This window comes from Streptomyces sp. NPDC048516 (genome assembly GCF_043199875.1).
Taxonomy (GTDB): Bacteria; Actinomycetota; Actinomycetes; order Streptomycetales; family Streptomycetaceae; genus Streptomyces.
Genome location: NZ_JBICWS010000002.1, coordinates 554,795 through 569,980, shown reverse-complemented (window position 1 = coordinate 569,980; position 15,186 = coordinate 554,795). Strand labels below are relative to the sequence as shown.

At 72.3% G+C, this 15,186-nt stretch carries 16 protein-coding genes and 1 tRNA gene; 10 read left to right on the top strand and 7 right to left on the bottom strand.

Going from position 1 to position 15,186, the window contains the following annotated elements:
• Positions 1–3 precede the first annotated feature (3 nt).
• From rsrA to ACGFR7_RS06390, 4 genes are all read right to left on the bottom strand, one after another.
• Positions 4–405, bottom strand: a complete 402-nt coding sequence (rsrA, locus tag ACGFR7_RS06405) for a mycothiol system anti-sigma-R factor (protein WP_393313740.1) — start codon at positions 403–405, stop codon at positions 4–6.
• Positions 402–1,097, bottom strand: a complete 696-nt coding sequence (locus tag ACGFR7_RS06400) for a sigma-70 family RNA polymerase sigma factor (protein WP_393314228.1) — start codon at positions 1,095–1,097, stop codon at positions 402–404. Before ACGFR7_RS06400 ends, rsrA begins: the two co-directional genes overlap by 4 nt.
• Before the next feature lie 394 nt (positions 1,098–1,491).
• Positions 1,492–2,139 carry an alpha/beta family hydrolase gene (locus ACGFR7_RS06395; RefSeq protein ID WP_393313737.1) on the bottom strand — a complete coding sequence of 216 codons (648 nt, stop codon included), beginning with the start codon at positions 2,137–2,139 and terminating at the stop codon, positions 1,492–1,494.
• A gap of 168 nt (positions 2,140–2,307) precedes the next feature.
• Entirely contained in the window at positions 2,308–3,141 is an 834-nt protein-coding gene (locus ACGFR7_RS06390; protein WP_393313735.1) for an SOS response-associated peptidase, read from the bottom strand.
• A 35-nt stretch (positions 3,142–3,176) separates the two neighbouring features.
• Between ACGFR7_RS06390 and ACGFR7_RS06385 the strand changes: the two genes are divergently transcribed.
• From ACGFR7_RS06385 to ACGFR7_RS06370, 4 genes are all read left to right on the top strand, one after another.
• The gene (locus ACGFR7_RS06385) at positions 3,177–3,890 is read left to right on the top strand and encodes a M50 family metallopeptidase (RefSeq protein ID WP_393313732.1); all 714 of its coding nucleotides are present in this window, start codon (positions 3,177–3,179) and stop codon (positions 3,888–3,890) included.
• A gap of 204 nt (positions 3,891–4,094) precedes the next feature.
• Positions 4,095–5,459 (top strand): 3-phosphoshikimate 1-carboxyvinyltransferase, encoded by a 1,365-nt coding sequence (aroA, locus tag ACGFR7_RS06380; protein ID WP_393313729.1) that lies wholly within the window; start codon positions 4,095–4,097, stop codon positions 5,457–5,459.
• 13 nt (positions 5,460–5,472) lie between these two features.
• Positions 5,473–6,480 (top strand): ribosome small subunit-dependent GTPase A, encoded by a 1,008-nt coding sequence (gene rsgA, locus ACGFR7_RS06375; protein ID WP_350253805.1) that lies wholly within the window; start codon positions 5,473–5,475, stop codon positions 6,478–6,480.
• 166 nt (positions 6,481–6,646) lie between these two features.
• Complete coding sequence (locus tag ACGFR7_RS06370; RefSeq protein ID WP_393313726.1) at positions 6,647–6,970, top strand: DMT family transporter; 324 nt, start codon at positions 6,647–6,649, stop codon at positions 6,968–6,970.
• A 192-nt stretch (positions 6,971–7,162) separates the two neighbouring features.
• Here ACGFR7_RS06370 and ACGFR7_RS06365 read toward each other — a convergent pair whose 3' ends face one another.
• Positions 7,163–7,897 (bottom strand): TetR/AcrR family transcriptional regulator, encoded by a 735-nt coding sequence (locus tag ACGFR7_RS06365; RefSeq protein ID WP_393313723.1) that lies wholly within the window; start codon positions 7,895–7,897, stop codon positions 7,163–7,165.
• Positions 7,898–8,072: 175 nt separating this feature from the next.
• Between ACGFR7_RS06365 and hisN the strand changes: the two genes are divergently transcribed.
• On the top strand, positions 8,073–8,876 hold the full coding sequence (gene hisN, locus ACGFR7_RS06360; protein WP_393313720.1) for a histidinol-phosphatase: 804 nt from the start codon (positions 8,073–8,075) through the stop codon (positions 8,874–8,876).
• Between the two features lie 151 nt (positions 8,877–9,027).
• Entirely contained in the window at positions 9,028–9,429 is a 402-nt protein-coding gene (locus ACGFR7_RS06355) for a CBS domain-containing protein (RefSeq protein ID WP_350256978.1), read from the top strand.
• Positions 9,430–9,599: 170 nt separating this feature from the next.
• Here ACGFR7_RS06355 and ACGFR7_RS06350 read toward each other — a convergent pair whose 3' ends face one another.
• The gene (locus tag ACGFR7_RS06350) at positions 9,600–11,087 is read right to left on the bottom strand and encodes a catalase (protein WP_393313717.1); all 1,488 of its coding nucleotides are present in this window, start codon (positions 11,085–11,087) and stop codon (positions 9,600–9,602) included.
• A gap of 139 nt (positions 11,088–11,226) precedes the next feature.
• Here ACGFR7_RS06350 and ACGFR7_RS06345 point away from each other — a divergent pair, with 139 nt between their 5' ends.
• The 4 genes from ACGFR7_RS06345 (at position 11,227) to ACGFR7_RS06330 (ending at position 14,924) form a co-directional block, all read left to right on the top strand.
• Positions 11,227–11,646 (top strand): Fur family transcriptional regulator, encoded by a 420-nt coding sequence (locus ACGFR7_RS06345; protein WP_088799853.1) that lies wholly within the window; start codon positions 11,227–11,229, stop codon positions 11,644–11,646.
• Positions 11,647–11,975: 329 nt separating this feature from the next.
• Positions 11,976–12,830: an ABC transporter ATP-binding protein gene (locus tag ACGFR7_RS06340; protein ID WP_393313714.1), complete on the top strand. Its 855-nt coding sequence runs from the start codon at positions 11,976–11,978 to the stop codon at positions 12,828–12,830.
• Positions 12,827–13,723: an ABC transporter permease gene (locus ACGFR7_RS06335; RefSeq protein WP_393313711.1), complete on the top strand. Its 897-nt coding sequence runs from the start codon at positions 12,827–12,829 to the stop codon at positions 13,721–13,723. The genes ACGFR7_RS06340 and ACGFR7_RS06335 overlap by 4 nt, the downstream gene beginning before the upstream one ends.
• A 67-nt stretch (positions 13,724–13,790) precedes the next feature.
• On the top strand, positions 13,791–14,924 hold the full coding sequence (locus tag ACGFR7_RS06330) for an ABC transporter substrate-binding protein (protein ID WP_393313708.1): 1,134 nt from the start codon (positions 13,791–13,793) through the stop codon (positions 14,922–14,924).
• Positions 14,925–14,995: 71 nt separating this feature from the next.
• Here the strand turns inward: ACGFR7_RS06330 and ACGFR7_RS06325 are convergent.
• Positions 14,996–15,069 (bottom strand) — tRNA-Met (locus ACGFR7_RS06325).
• Positions 15,070–15,186: the final 117 nt, after the last annotated feature.

The following is a 15,186-nucleotide window of genomic DNA, read 5'->3' as shown; positions in this document are numbered from 1 at the left end:
GCGTTACTCGGCCCGCGCGGTCCGGCTCCGTGCATCGTGGGAACCGGTCGCCCCGGCCGGACCGGTCCCCTCCTCGGAGGCCGCCGCCTGCTCGCGCTGTGCCTGTTCCTTCTTGGCCTGTTCGAGCACGCTCACCTCGGGCACGGTCTCGCCGGCCCGGATGAGGTCGATCCGCCCCATCACCTTGGAGCGCAGGTCGCTGGGGACGTCGTCATGGCCGCAGCAGCGCTTGACGAGCTTCTTGACCGCCTGCTCCAGGCCGTACTTCTCCAGGCACGGCGAGCATTCGTCGAGATGCACCTGGAAATCTGCGCACTCCCCTTCGGGCATCTCCCGGTCGAGATACTCGTAGAGGTGGTCAAGGACCTCTGAGCAGTCCTTCTCGTGCGGCTCTCCGCAGCTCATGATCCCGAGCCTTTCCGGTCGTGCGACTCCGTCGTGCGCGCGGCCTGCGGGTCCGCGGTCGCTGCCCCCGCCGGGACCAGCCCGCGCTCACGGGCGTAATCCTCCAGCATGCCGCGCAGTTGGCGCCGGCCTCGGTGCAGTCGGGACATCACCGTGCCGATGGGTGTCCCCATGATGTCCGCGATCTCCTTGTACGCAAAGCCCTCGACATCCGCCAGGTAGACCGCGATACGGAATTCCTCGGGGATCGCCTGGAGCGCGGCCTTCACATCGGAGTCGGGGAGGTGGTCGAGCGCCTGTGACTCCGCGGAGCGCAGTCCCGTCGACATATGCGACTCGGCGCGGGCCAGCTGCCAGTCCTCGATCTCCTCGGCGGCGCTGCGCTGGGGCTCGCGCTGCTTCTTGCGGTAGGAGTTGATGAAGGTGTTCGTGAGGATGCGGTACAGCCAGGCCTTGAGGTTGGTGCCCTCCCGGAACTGGTGGAAGGACGCATACGCCTTGGCGTATGTCTCCTGCACCAGGTCCTCCGCGTCGGCCGGATTGCGCGTCATGCGGAGCGCGGCGGAGTACATCTGGTCCAGGAACGTCAGCGCGTCCCGCTCGAAGCGCGCATTGCGCTCGGCGGCGCTCTCCTGAGCCTTGTTCTCAGCCGTGCCGTCGGTCCCTGCGTCGGTACCGGTGACCGGACCCACCTCCTCCAACACCGTCCTGGATCCGGATGCGGACCCACCCGATTCGGAGAATAGACGACGATCCGGTGCGGCCGCCGCTCCAGCCAGGGCGGGCTGCGTCACCTGCATCTGCGACCCCGGCAGGTCGGCGGCCGGGCGGGCCGGGCAAGCGATTCCCATGCGGCGGACTCCTCTTCCTCGTGCTTCACCGGACGTACTCGAGTACTACGCCTGGCACAACAGCCGCATGCGGCGCGGCATTCCCGGAAGCGGCGCCCAAAAGGACCGGCCGGCGGCTGCGGGCGGCTGCGGGCGGAACCGGCAAACCCGCTTGCCACTCCGGCAAGGAGGGGGCCGCGAGAACGAGCGCACAACGGGAAGCGCACCAGGGGAAGCGCACGAGGGACGTGCGCCGTCAGCCGAACATCCCGTCCAGCCAGGCCGTCACCGCGTCCGTGATCACGGCCATCGACTCCGCCTCGCCGACGCCCGCCTTCTTCGGCACCGCGAAGCCGTGGTCGGCGTGCGCCACCTCGGTGATCTCCGTCCCCGGCGGGAACTCCTCAGGCCGTCCGAACGGATCCCGGCCGCCCTGGACGACCAGCGTCGGCACCCCGGCGCCGGTCAGCTCGTCCATCCGGGACTTCTCCGGCCGGCCCGGCGGATGCAGCGGGAAGCTGAGCGCCAGTACGGCCTGCGCACCCAGGTCCCGCGCCGTACGGCAGGCCACCCGGGCACCGGCACTACGGCCGCCGGCGACCACCGGCAGCCCCGGCTTCTCCAGCGCCGGCCACAGTGCGGTCCATCCGGAATCCAGGGTCTTCGGCGCGGGCGCCAGCTTCTTGCCCGCCACCCGCCACGGCTGCTCGACCAGCGCCACGGTGTACCCGCGGGCCGGCAGCGCGGCCGCCAGGGCCCTCAGGTCCCGTGCCTCGATGCCGCCGCCCGCGCCATGGCTCACGGCCACCACGGCCCGTGCCGGTGTGGCGTCGCGGTGCCAGGTGATCCGGGCGTCGCCCGCCGGTGTGCCGACCGTCTCGGTCTCCATCGCGCCAGTGCTCATATGCCCATCCTGCCCGTGCCGCGGCCGGACGGGCAGCGCGGACACCCGCGCGGCACCACAGACATGCACGCGGCACCACGGACCCACGGGCGGGCCGCCCCGGCACCAGCGCCCGCCACGGCTCGGACCCGCCTGAGAACTCGACGGGCCTCAGAGCTCGGACACGCCTCAGAACAGCGTGCCCACCTCCGGACCGTCGAGCTCGGCGACCAGCTCGGGTCCGTTGTTGCGGACATTGCTGACCCCGGTCGGGACGGGATGGGCGCGCATCATCCCGGCCGGCGGCGGCGTCAGCAGCGCGCGTATCTCGTCGGGGTCGGTGCGGGACGGGTCGAGCCAGGCGTCCCAGCGGTCCGGTGTCAGCACCAGCGGCATCCGGGGGTGGATCTCGGCCAGCGACTGCGGCCCCTCGTCGCCGGCGGCCCCCGCCAGCGGGGTGGTCTCGGCCTCCGTGGTGACGACCGTGCAGGTCACCCACCAGGCCAGCGGGTGGTCGCCGGGCAGCGTCCGGTCCCGCCAGAACTCGTAGAGCCCGGCCATCGCCATCACGGACCCGTCCGCGGGCGTCACGAAGTACGGCTGCTTACGGGGCCGCTTCTTCCTGCCCTGCTCCTCCAGCTCCCGTTCCGCGGCGTCGGTGACCCACTCGAAGTAACCGTCCCCGGGGAGCAGGCACCGCCGGGTCGCGAAGGCCTGCCGGAAGGACGGCTTCTCGTGGACCGTCTCGGCCCGCGCATTGATCATCTTCGCGGCGGCCTCGGGTGACTTCGACCACGACGGGACCAGGCCCCACTTCAGCGTCCGCAACTGGCGCACCGGGCCGTCCGGCTGGGCGGCGCCGGCCGCCGCGCCCTTGAGGGGACGTTCGAGCACCGCATGCACCCGGTCCGTCGGCGCCACATTCCAACTGGGCGCCAGGGTCTTTGCCGGCTCCCACTGCTGAACGCCGAAAGTCCCCACCAGCTCCTCGGGGCGACGACTCGCTGCATACCTACCGCACATGCATGCCACACTGCCATGCCACACGAAGGGGAGACATGGACACCGACCACCTCACCGACATATGGAGCCGGGTCTTCGGGACCCAGCCCGCCCCGTCGCTCTGGCTGGTGATCATCACGGCGGTGCTCGCCCTGGGCGCCGTCGTCCCGCACACCGCCTGGCGGCTGTCGCGGAACGCCGTCACCATCGCCCACGAGGGCGGCCACGGACTGATCGCCCTGCTCACCGGCCGCCGCCTGGACGGCATCCGGCTGCACTCGGACACCTCGGGCCTGACCGTTTCGCGCGGCAAGCCGACCGGTCTGGGCATGGTGCTGACCGCGGCGGCCGGCTACATCGCACCGTCCCTGCTGGGTCTGGCCGGCGCCGCGCTGCTCGCCGCGGGCCACATCACGGCGCTGCTGTGGGGCGCGACGGCGCTGCTGCTGGCGATGCTCATCATGATCCGTAACGCGTACGGCGTGCTCACCGTCGTACTGACCGGCGCCGCGTTCGTGCTGGTCTCCTGGCTGACGACGGCGGATGTGCAGGCGGCGTTCGCCTATGCGGTGGTGTGGTTCCTGCTGCTGGGCGGGGTGCGGCCGCCGTTCGAGCTGATGGGCAAGCGGCGCCGCGGGGGCGCGGTCGACTCCGATCCGGACCAGCTGGCGCGCCTGACCCATGTCCCGGCCGCCGTCTGGCTCGGCCTCTTCCACGTGGTGACGCTGTGCTCCTTGACGGGCGGCGGGCGCTGGCTGCTCGGCCTCTGAGGCCCGCCGCCCCGGGCGCCGGGCGGACCCCGTACCGCGCGCCCTGGGTGTGCCGCCATGCCGGGGCCGTCCGCCGCCACGCCGGAGCTGGACGCCGTTGTTCCGCTCCCGGCACGCGAGCGCACTATCACTGCCACGTTTCGGCGGGGTTGCGCCACTTTTGATCAAGATCGGCACCCTTGCCCAGCCATTAAAGTAAGGGGCATGACCGAGAGCCCCGCACACCCCGCCCTCTGGCCCGCCCCGCTCGCCGCCGGGGCCGTCGATGCCACCGTCACCGTGCCCGGCTCCAAATCGGTCACCAACCGCGGCCTGGTCCTGGCCGCCCTCTCCTCCGAGCCCGGCTGGCTGCGCCGGCCGCTGCGCTCCCGGGACACGCTCCTGATGGCCGAGGCGCTGCGCACCCTGGGCGTCGGCATCGAGGAGACCGCCTCCTCCAGCTCCGCCGGCGCCGCCGCGCACCCCGGCGGCGGTGAGGCCTGGCGGATCATCCCGGCGGGTCTGCACGGCCCGGCCACCGTCGACGTCGGCAACGCCGGCACGGTCATGCGCTTCCTCCCCCCGGTCGCCGCGCTCGCCGACGGCCCGATCCGCTTCGACGGCGACCCCCGCTCCTACGAGCGCCCGCTCGGCGGCGTGATCGACGCGCTGCGCGCCCTGGGCGCCCGGATCGACGACGACAACCGCGGCGCGCTGCCCATGACGGTCTTCGGCAGCGGCGGCCTGGACGGTGGCGCGGTAGAGATCGACGCCTCCTCGTCCTCCCAGTTCGTCAGCGCCCTGCTGCTGTCCGCGCCGCGCTTCAACCAGGGCGTCGAGGTCCGGCACGTGGGCGCGGCGCTGCCCTCCATGCCGCACATCCGGATGACCGTCGACATGCTGCGCAGCGTCGGCGCGCAGGTGGACACCCCGGAGGCGGGCGGCGAGCCGAACGTCTGGCGGGTCACCCCCGGCGCGCTGCTCGGCCGCGATCTGGTCGTCGAGCCGGACCTGTCCAACGCGCAGCCGTTCCTGGCCGCGGCGCTGGTCACCGGCGGCCGGGTGACCATCCCCGACTGGCCCGAGCACACCACCCAGCCCGGCGACGCGCTGCGCGAGATCTTCACCACCATGGGCGGTTCCTGCGAGCTGACCGAGCAGGGGCTGACCTTCGCCGGCAGCGGCCGGATCCACGGCATCGACGTGGACCTGAGCGAGGTCGGCGAGCTCACCCCGGGCATCGCCGCGGTCGCCGCCCTGGCCGACTCCCCCTCCACGCTGCGCGGTGTGGCGCATCTGCGGCTCCACGAGACCGACCGGCTCGCCGCGCTCACCAAGGAGCTCAACGAACTCGGCGGCGATGTCACCGAGACCGCGGACGGGCTGCACATCCGGCCGCGCCCCCTGCACGGCGGGATCTTCCACACCTACGAGGACCACCGGCTGGCCACCGCAGCCGCGGTCATCGGCCTGGCGGTCGACGGCGTGGAGGTGGAGAACGTCGCCACCACCGCCAAGACGCTGCCCGACTTCCCCGCGATGTGGACGGACATGCTCGGCCCGGCGGGCGTCCCCGCCCGGAGAGCGTGAGGGTTCCGCCACCATGCGCCGCTACGGAAAGAACCCCGACGAGGACGACATCCGCGTCCGCCCCAACCCCAAGGGCAACCGCCCCCGGACCAACATCCGCCCCAAGCACGAGGACGCCGGCGAGGGCCTGGTGCTGACCGTCGACCGCGGCCGGCTGACCTGCCTGGTCGACGGCCGTACGGTCACCGCGATGAAGGCCCGCGAACTGGGCCGCAAGAGCGCCGTGGTCGGCGACCGGGTCGCCGTCGTCGGGGACCTGACCGGCGCCAAGGACACCCTCGCCCGGATCGTCCGGGTCGAGTCGCGGTCCTCGACGCTGCGCCGTACGGCCGACGATGACGACCCGTTCGAGCGGGTCGTGGTCGCCAATGCCGACCAGCTCGCGATCGTCACCGCGCTGGCCGACCCCGAGCCGCGCCCCCGGCTCATCGACCGCTGCCTGGTCGCCGCCTACGACGCGGGCCTCGACCCCCTGCTGGTGCTGACCAAGTCCGATCTGGCCTCCGCGGACACCCTGTTGGAGTCCTACGGCGCGCTCGGCGTCCCCTACCTCGTCACCAACCGCGACGAACTCGCCGACGGCAGCGCCGCCGAGCGGGTGCGGGCCGCGCTGACCGGCCGGATGACGGCGTTCGTCGGGCACTCCGGGGTGGGCAAGACCACCTTGGTCAACTCCCTGGTCCCGGAGCGCCGCCGGGCCATCGGCCACGTCAACGCGGTCACCGGCCGCGGGCGGCACACCACCACCTCGGCGCTGGCCCTCCCGCTGCCCGGCGACTCGGGCTGGGTCATCGACACCCCGGGCGTACGGTCCTTCGGACTGCATCACGTGGACCCCTCCCGGGTCATCCACGCCTTCCCGGATCTGGAGCCCGGCACCGCGGGCTGCCCGCGCGCCTGCAGCCACGACGAACCGGACTGCGCGCTGGACGCGTGGGTCACCGACGGGCACGCCGATCCGGCCCGTCTCTACTCCCTGCGCCGCCTTCTGGCCACCCGCGAACGACGCGAGGGCGACTGATCCTTTGACGTTTGCCGCCGCCCGCCGGAGGTAAAGGCATAATCACACCAAGGTCGGCGTAATGCTCAAGGAGGCCCTGATCGCCCGGACGGGGCCCGAACGAGTGATTCTGACGCCCCGCCGTCGCTCATGCGGGACAGGCTCTGGCTGACGGAGGCAATGGGACATGGCGTGGCTGCTGGTCGTGGTGGCGGGGATCCTGGAGACCGGTTTCGCCGTCTGCCTCAAGCTCTCGCACGGCTTCACCCGCCTCTTCCCGACCATCGCCTTCGCGGCCTTCGCCCTCGGCAGCTTCGGTCTGCTGACGCTGGCGCTGCGCAAGCTCGACGTCGGCCCGGCGTATGCGGTGTGGACGGGCATCGGCGCGGCCGGGACGGCGATCTACGGCATGGTCTTCCTCGGCGACCTGGTCTCCACTCTCAAGATCGTCTCCATCACCCTGGTCATCGTCGGCGTGGTCGGGCTGCAGCTGTCGGGTTCGGCGCGCTGAACCAGCGGCGCGCCGAAGCGGGAGCGCCGGTGTGCACGGCGACCGAAGCGGGAGCGCCGGTGTGCACGGCGGCCGGCGCCAGGACCCCGGGGCAGGGTGCCCGTCACCGGTGGCACGCCTGCGGCCCGTCCACCACGCGGTCGTAGCACCCCGCCACTCCCGGCCGGGCGGCGGCACAGTCGTGACGGCCCGTCACCCATGGTGTGCCGACGGCGCACCGGCCGCCGTCCGGGCGAAGGCACCCCGTACGAGCCGGGACACCGCCTCCGCCTCCAGCTCCCGGCGCGAGCGCTGAGCCGGCACGCGTCCGGGGACCTGCGCCGCGCCGGAGGCCGGCGGGGCGACGACACAGGCCAGGGTCAGCCGCGCCGCGGTCTCGCAAGCGGTGCCCAGCGCGGGCAGTTCCTCCGCCGGCCAGTCGGGCTCCAGCGCCGCGACCGCCTGGTCGCAGAAGCGGCCGACGAGCTCCGCGGGCCCCGGCAGCGGCCCCTCGACGGGCGCCGCGGCGCGCTGTACGGGGAGGCCGGGCCGGTCGGCCCGTACCGGCGCCGGGTCGTCCCGCGCCCTCGAAGGGGTCGGCAACCGGTCGCTCCAGCAGCCGGTCAGTACGGCCCTGACCAGGGGGTTCGCCCGGGCGGTCCGGAGCGTCCAGGCGGCCGCGGCCACCACCCGGCCGACCGCGTCGCCCCGCGCCCCGGCGGCCGAGGCGCCCCGGGACAGCGCCCGGGCGACCCCGGCGAGGTAGTTCTCGGTCTCCCGGCGGACCAGGGCGCGGGCCAGCCCCTCCTTGCTGCCGAACTCGTTGTAGAGCGTCTGGCGGGAGACGCCGGCGGCGGCCGCGACATCGACCATCCGGACGGCCGTCCAGGCGCGTTGGGTCAGTGCCGTGTAGGCGGCATCGAGCAGGGATTCACGCGCTGCGGGCATCCGTCGCCTCCCCGGCCGCCGGCCCAGGCGGCCGGTGTGCGCACAGAATTGACGCGGCGCCAGATGCTGTCAAGGGTCGTCGCGGCACACACGCGCCGGCGGTCCCGGGGCTGTCACACGCCCGGCGGCGCCTGGCCGTGTGGCTCCTGCGCAGACCAATCGATACTGTTCGCCCATGCCCGACTATCACGATGATCTTCGCCTCGGCCATGTTCTCGCGGACGCCGCGGACGCCGCCACCATGGAGCGCTTCAAGGCCCTCGACCTCAAGGTCGAGACCAAACCGGACATGACACCGGTGAGCGAGGCGGACAAGGCGGCCGAGGAGCTCATCCGCGGCCAGCTCCAGCGGGCCCGGCCACGGGACGCGGTGCTCGGCGAGGAGTTCGGCAGCGAGGGCGCCGGGCCGCGGCGCTGGATCATCGACCCGATCGACGGCACGAAGAACTACGTCCGCGGGGTGCCGGTCTGGGCGACGCTGATCGCGCTGATGGAGCGCGGGGAGGGCGGCGACCGCCCGGTGGTCGGCATCGTCTCCGCCCCGGCGCTCAACCGCCGCTGGTGGGCCGCCGACGGTCTGGGGGCCTTCACCGGGCGCAGCCTGACCTCCGCGACCCGGCTGCGGGTCTCGCAGGTCGGCCGCATCCAGGACGCCTCGTTCGCCTACTCGTCACTGACCGGCTGGGAGGAGCGCGGCAAGCTGCCCGGTTTCCTCGATCTGAGCCGGGACTGCTGGCGCACCCGCGGCTACGGGGACTTCTGGCCGTACATGATGATCGCCGAGGGGTCGGTGGACATCTGCGCGGAGCCGGAGCTCTCGCTGTGGGACATGGCGGCGTGCGCGGTGGTCGTGAAGGAGGCCGGCGGGCAGTTCACCGGCCTGGACGGCAAGCCGGGCCCGCACAGCGGCAACGCGGCGGCCTCCAACGGCCTGCTGCACGAGGATCTGCTGGGTTATCTCGGCGACTCCCCGCGCTGACCTGCGGCGGGGCGGGCATTCGGACACCCGTCCCGCAATTGCCCCTTGTTGCATCGGCACAGGCATGTGAACATGAGAATCCCCCACTTTGTGAACTTGTGAATCCCTTCGCAAGGCACATTCACCAAGGAGGTGGCTCCACTCCATGCCCATGCACGTCAAAGACGCCATGAGCACGGTGGTCCTCACCATCGGGCCCGCTCACACCCTCCGACAGGCGGCACAGCTGATGGCGGCCCGCCGCATCGGCGCGGCCGTGGTCCTCGACAACGACAACAGCGGAATCGGCATCCTCACCGAGCGCGACATCCTCAACTCCCTCGGCGCGGGCGAGAACCCCGACCGGGAGACCGCCCAGACCCACACCACCTCGGACGTGGTCTTCGCCGCTCCGCACTGGACCCTCGACGACGCCGCGGACGCCATGGTGCGCGGCGGCTTCCGCCATCTGATCGTGCTCAACGACCATGAACCGGTCGGCGTGGTGTCCGTACGCGACATCATCCGCTGCTGGTCGGCCACCACGGAACGGGCCGACGCCGTACCGGCCTGAGCACGGGGGCCGGACGCACGAAGAGGCCGGAGCCCCATGGCATCCGGCCTCTTCGGTTGGTACGGCAAGCGGCAATTGAGCAACCCCCACGGCGATCAACCACCTCCGCGAGAGCGGCCGGTGGCACCTCCCGGCGTCGGGGGAGGCTCAGCCGCAATAGAGGTCCGTGCTCAGCCGCGCAGGGCCTGGACCGCGGCCTCCAGCCGCTTGCCGTAGTCCGCGTCCGCCTTACGGAAGTTCTCGATCGCCCGCTGGGCGATGTCGTCGCGGGAGACCTGGGAGATGAAGCCCGCCAGGTTGTCGATCAGGCGCTCCTTCTCGTCCTCCGACATCAGGCGGTAGAGGGTGCCGGCCTGGCCGAAGTCGTTGTCCTCGGCGTGCGAGGGCGCGGCCTGCTCGCCGGTGGGGCCGGTCACGGTGGCCGGCTGCCACAGGGGGCGGCCGGTCTCGCTCGGGCCGCCGAAGCTGTTGGGCTCGTAGTTCTTCGCGCCCGCGTGCCGTCCGTCGTAGAGCGCGCCGTCCCGGCCGTGGGTGCGCCCCTCGGTGGCGTGCGGGCGGTTCACCGGGAGGTGGTCGGCGTTGATGCCGACGCGGTAGCGGTGGGCGTCGCCGTAGGCGAAGAGCCGGCCCTGGAGCATCTTGTCGGGGGACGGGCCGATACCCGGCACGAAGTGGTGCGGGGAGAAGATCGACTGCTCGACCTCGGCGAAGATGTTCTGCGGGTTGCGGTTGAGCTCCAGCTTGCCGATCTCGATCGGCGGGTAGTCCTCGTGCGGCCAGACCTTGGTCAGGTCGAACGGGTTGAAGCGGTAGTCGGCCGCCTCGGCCTCGGGCATGATCTGCACCTGGACGGTCCAGCTCGGGAAGTCACCCCGCTCGATGGACTGGCGCAGATCGCGCTGGTGGCTGTCGGGGTCGAGGCCGGAGGTCTCGGCGGCTTCGGCGGTCGTGAGGTTCTTGATGCCCTGGTCGGTCTTGAAGTGGTACTTGACCCAGAACACCTCACCGGCGGCGTTGTTCCACTGGAAGGTGTGCGAGCCGTAGCCGTTCATGTGGCGGTAGGAGGCGGGGATGCCGCGGTCTCCGAACAGCCAGGTGACCTGATGGGTGGACTCCGGCGACAGACCCCAGAAGTCCCAGACGTTGTCCGCCTCCTGCGAGCCGGTGTACGGGTCGCGCTTCTGGGTGTGGATGAAGTCGGGGAACTTGATGGCGTCCTTGATGAAGAACACCGGGGTGTTGTTGCCGACGAGGTCGTAGTTGCCCTCTTCGGTGTAGAACTTCAGCGCGAAACCGCGCGGGTCACGCACCGCGTCGGCCGAGCCGAGGTTGCCCGCGACGGTGGAGAAGCGCAGGAAGGTCTCCGTCTGCTTGCCGACCTCGGAGAGGAAGTTGGCGCGGGTGTACTTGGTCACATCCGCGGTCACCGTGAACGTGCCGTACGCGGCGGCGCCACGGGCGTGCACGATGCGCTCCGGGATGCGCTCGCGGTTGAAGTGCGCGAGCTTTTCGATCAGGAGCTGGTCCTGGATGAGGCCGGGACCGCCGATGCCGGCCGTCTCGCTGTTCTGGTTGTCCCCGACCGGAGCCCCGGACTCCGTGGTCAGCGGTCCGGTGGTGCTCTCTACCGACACGTGCGCCTCCTGGAAAGTCTTCATACACCTGCCCTTGGCTTGCGCCGAACACGATCCTACATTGGACAATGTCTAAGTCAAGAAGAACCCGAAAGCCGTACTCGATCCGGTGATGGACCTGTCGCTGCTACCCTTGGCTTTATCTGACTGATAGGTGATTGGCATGAGTGACCTGCTGGAACGGCTCCGAGGACGCGGCTGGCGGCTGACCGCGCAGCGACGCGTCGTCGCCGAGGTCCTCGACGGGGACCACGTTCACTACACCGCCGACGAGGTGCATGCACTGGCATCCGACCGGCTCCCCGAGATCTCCCGCGCCACGGTCTACAACACCCTGGGCGAGCTGGTCTCGCTCGGTGAGGTGATCGAGGTGAGCACGGACGGCCGGGCCAAGCGCTACGACCCCAACGCCCACCACGACCACCAGCACCTGATCTGCTCGCGGTGCGGCACGATCCGCGACGTCCACGTCCAGGGCGACCCGCTCTCCGCCCTGCCCGAGCCGGAGCGCTACGGCTTCCAGGTCTCCGAGGTCACCGTGACCTACCGGGGCATCTGCCCCACCTGCAGCGCACCGTCCTGACGCCGGGGCGCGCCGACCCCCGCCCCGGCCGCCTGCGCACCGCGTCACGCCATACGCACCGTCGAGCCCGCGCCCACCCGGCCGCGGGCTCCTTCGCGTGCCCGGCCCGCCCGCCGACCGCACTCCCGTCACCGCACCCCCACCAGCCCGTCCCGTACCCCGGTCCATCCCGCGCATCAGCTCACCCGCAACCCTGCCCGCACACCCCTTGCCCAAATCTGACGGGCCGTCATATCGTCGGCGCGCCGCGCTTTCCGGCCACCGGGCCCGCCCGGACCCGGGCCCCGCACGACGGCGGCACCCTGTCCGCACTCCGCAAGGAGCACCCCGTGGGAGAGCCGCACCCGCCCTCCGCAGCGCACCGCCCGCCCGCCGGCCCGTCCACCAGGCCACCGGCCCTGCGCGCCCGCGCCCTGGCCCGCTCGTTCGGCCGCGGCAGCAAGGCGCTGGCCGCCCTCGGCCCCGTCGATGCCGACATCGCGGCGGGTGAATTCGTCTGCGTCGTCGGCCCGTCCGGCTGCGGGAAGTCGACCCTGCTGCGCATCGCCGCCGGGCTGCTGCGCCCCACCGGGGGCGAGCTGGAGATCCGGGCGAGCGCCGACCGCCCGGCCGCGATGATCTTCCAGGACTACGGCATCTACGACTGGAAGACCGTGCTGGCCAATGTCCGCTTCGGCCTCGACATCCAGCGCGTGCCCCGTAAGGAGGCCGACGCACGGGCCCGCTCCTGGCTCGCCCGGATGGGACTCGCCGACTTCGCCTGCGCCTACCCGGCCGCGCTCTCCGGCGGGATGCGCCAGCGCGTCGCCATCGCCCGCGCACTCGCCGTGGAGCCCGAGATCCTGCTGATGGACGAGCCGTTCGCGGCCCTCGACGCCCAGCTGCGCACCCTCCTCCAGGACGAGCTGCTCGACCTCACCCAGACCACCCGCACCACCACCCTCTTCATCACCCACAGCCTCGACGAAGCCCTGGTACTCGGCGACCGGGTCCTGGTGATGTCCGCCCGGCCCGGCCGGATCATCGCCGAACGCCGCCCGCCGTTCGGCCGGCCACGCGCCGGAGAAGTCCGGGACACCCCCGAATTCACCGCCCTGAAGGCCGAGTTGTGGCAGCTGCTGCGCGGCGAGGTCGACCGGACCACCGCGGCGCACCCGGCCGCGGGGGGAGCCGTCCCCTCATGACCGCGGCCCTCCCCGACCCCGGCCCCGGCGCCGAGGACGGCCGGCCCGCCCCCGACGGGCGTCTGCTCGTCCGCCGCCCCGGCCCCCGGGAACTGCGCCCCCGGCGCACCCGCCGCCGCCGGCGCACCCTGGAGATCGCACTCGCCGTCGCCGTCCCGCTCCTGCTCGTCGCGCTGTGGCAACTGGCCGCCGACCGGTCCTGGATCGACGACCGCATCTACCCCGCGCCGTCCACGATCCTGGCCGACGGCTGGGACCGCGCCCTGGCCGGCGCCCTGTGGCCGGACGTGTGGGCCACCCTCCGGCGCGTCCTGGCCGGCTACGCCGCCGGCACCGTCGCCGGTTACGTCCTGGGCCTGCTGATGGGCTCGCTGCCCCTCGTACGGGCCGCCCTCGAACCCCTCCTGGACGCCCTGTACGTCGTGCCCAAGCTCGCCCTGCTGCCGGTCTTCCTCAACATGTTCGGGCTCGGCGAGGGCCCGCAGATCGCCCTCGTCGCCGCGACCGTCTTCTTCTTCGTCTGGATCTCCACCATGGCGGCGGTGCTGGCCGTCCCCGCCGGGCACCGCGACGCCGGGCGAGTCTTCGGCGCGAGCCCGTGGCAGATGTTTTGGCACGTCCTGCTGCCCGCCTCGCTGCCCGCCGTCCTGGTGGGCGCCCGGATCGCCGCGGGAGTGGCCGTCCTCGTCATCGTCGCCTCGGAACAGATCGCCGCCACCGACGGCCTCGGCCATCTGATCTTCGATTCCCGTGCCCTGTTCCAGAACGACGTGATGTGCGTCGGCATCGTCTGCGTGGCCGTCCTCGGCGTGCTCTTCTCCGAGCTGGTGCGGCTGGCCGGACGCCTACTGGCCCCGTGGGCACCCCGCGACCGGGGCCGCCCCCACAGCTGACCGACCGCACCGCCCAGCTGACCGACCGCACCGCCCGTCCCCCGGACGCCGCCCGCACGGAGGTCTCATGCGCACCCGCACTCCCACCGTCGCCGTGCTCCTCGCCGCGCTCGCCCTCGGCGCGGGCTGCGCCGCCCACAAGGACAGCGCCTCCGTACGCGGCCCCCGCACCGTCAGGCCCGTACGGGGCTGCGGCCCGGCCTCCTGGACCGACCCCGCCGACCTCGCCCCGGACCGCGCCCCGGCACGCTGCGCCAAGGGTGCCCCGGCCCCGCGCCCCCTCGCCCGGCGCCGCACGCTCACCGTCGCCACCGGCACCCTCAGCGCCGAGTACGTGGCCCCGCTGCGCCTGGCCCTGGCCAAGGGCGAGTTCACCAAGGAGGGCCTGGACGTCCGGCTGGAGGTCCTGCCCACCCCGGAGGCCCTGCCCCTGCTGGCCAGGGGCGAGCTGGACGCCCTGTGGGCAGCTCCCGAGGCAGCCGTCGTCAACGGCGTCAACGGCGGCTTCGACATCCGCTGGGTGGCCGGCAACTTCTCCCCCGCCCCGAAGTCCAGGAGCGGCCTGTGGGTGCGTCTGAAGAGCGGCGAGAGCGCTTCCTCGGCCTCCCTCGCAGGATCGAGGATGGGCACCATGATCGGGAAGGGCTCCGTGATCATGTACCCGATGGCCAGGTCCTTCGCCGGACACGGCGCCGGCCTGGACTCCGTCGCCTTCCAGCAGCTCGGCTCCTCCGACGTACTGACCGCCCTGACCGGCGGCGGGGTGGACTCCGCCTGGCTGCTCGACCCCGTCTGGCGGCGCGTCGAGGGCGACAAGAGGTACGCGTTCCTCGGCGGCCAGCCGCAGGGCGAACCGCTCGGCGGCGCCCTGTACGGCCCGAATCTGCTCCAGCGGGACCCGGACGCCGGGATCGCCTTCCTGCGCGCCTACCTCCGCACGGTCAACACGTACTTCGCCGGCGACTACAAGGCCGACCAGGCCTTCGTCGCCGGGCTGGCCCGCCTGCTCGACGTCGACGCGAAGATCCTGGCCTCGGTGCCGTCGCTCCGGATGGACTGGGAGATCAGAAAGGGCACCGCGGACCGGCTCCAGAAGGCCTACCGCGAGGCCGGCGTCATCAGGGGTGCCCCGCTGCCGGAGAACCGGCTCGTCGACCGCAGTCTCTACGCGGAAGCGGTCGGCCACCGGATACCGGAGTAAGCACGACGGCAACCACGACAGCAAGCACGACGAAGGCCCGGATCCTCAGGAATCCGGGCCTTCGTCTTCAGTAGCGGGGACAGGATTTGAACCTGCGACCTCTGGGTTATGAGCCCAGCGAGCTACCGAGCTGCTCCACCCCGCGTCGTTGTTGGCCTTACTCTAACCCCAGGCCGACGACCAGCGCAAATTCCTTCCGCGGGGCCCGGGGCCCGGCCCTGCGGACCGGCCCCGGACCTCCCGGACACCCGTGGGGCGCCCG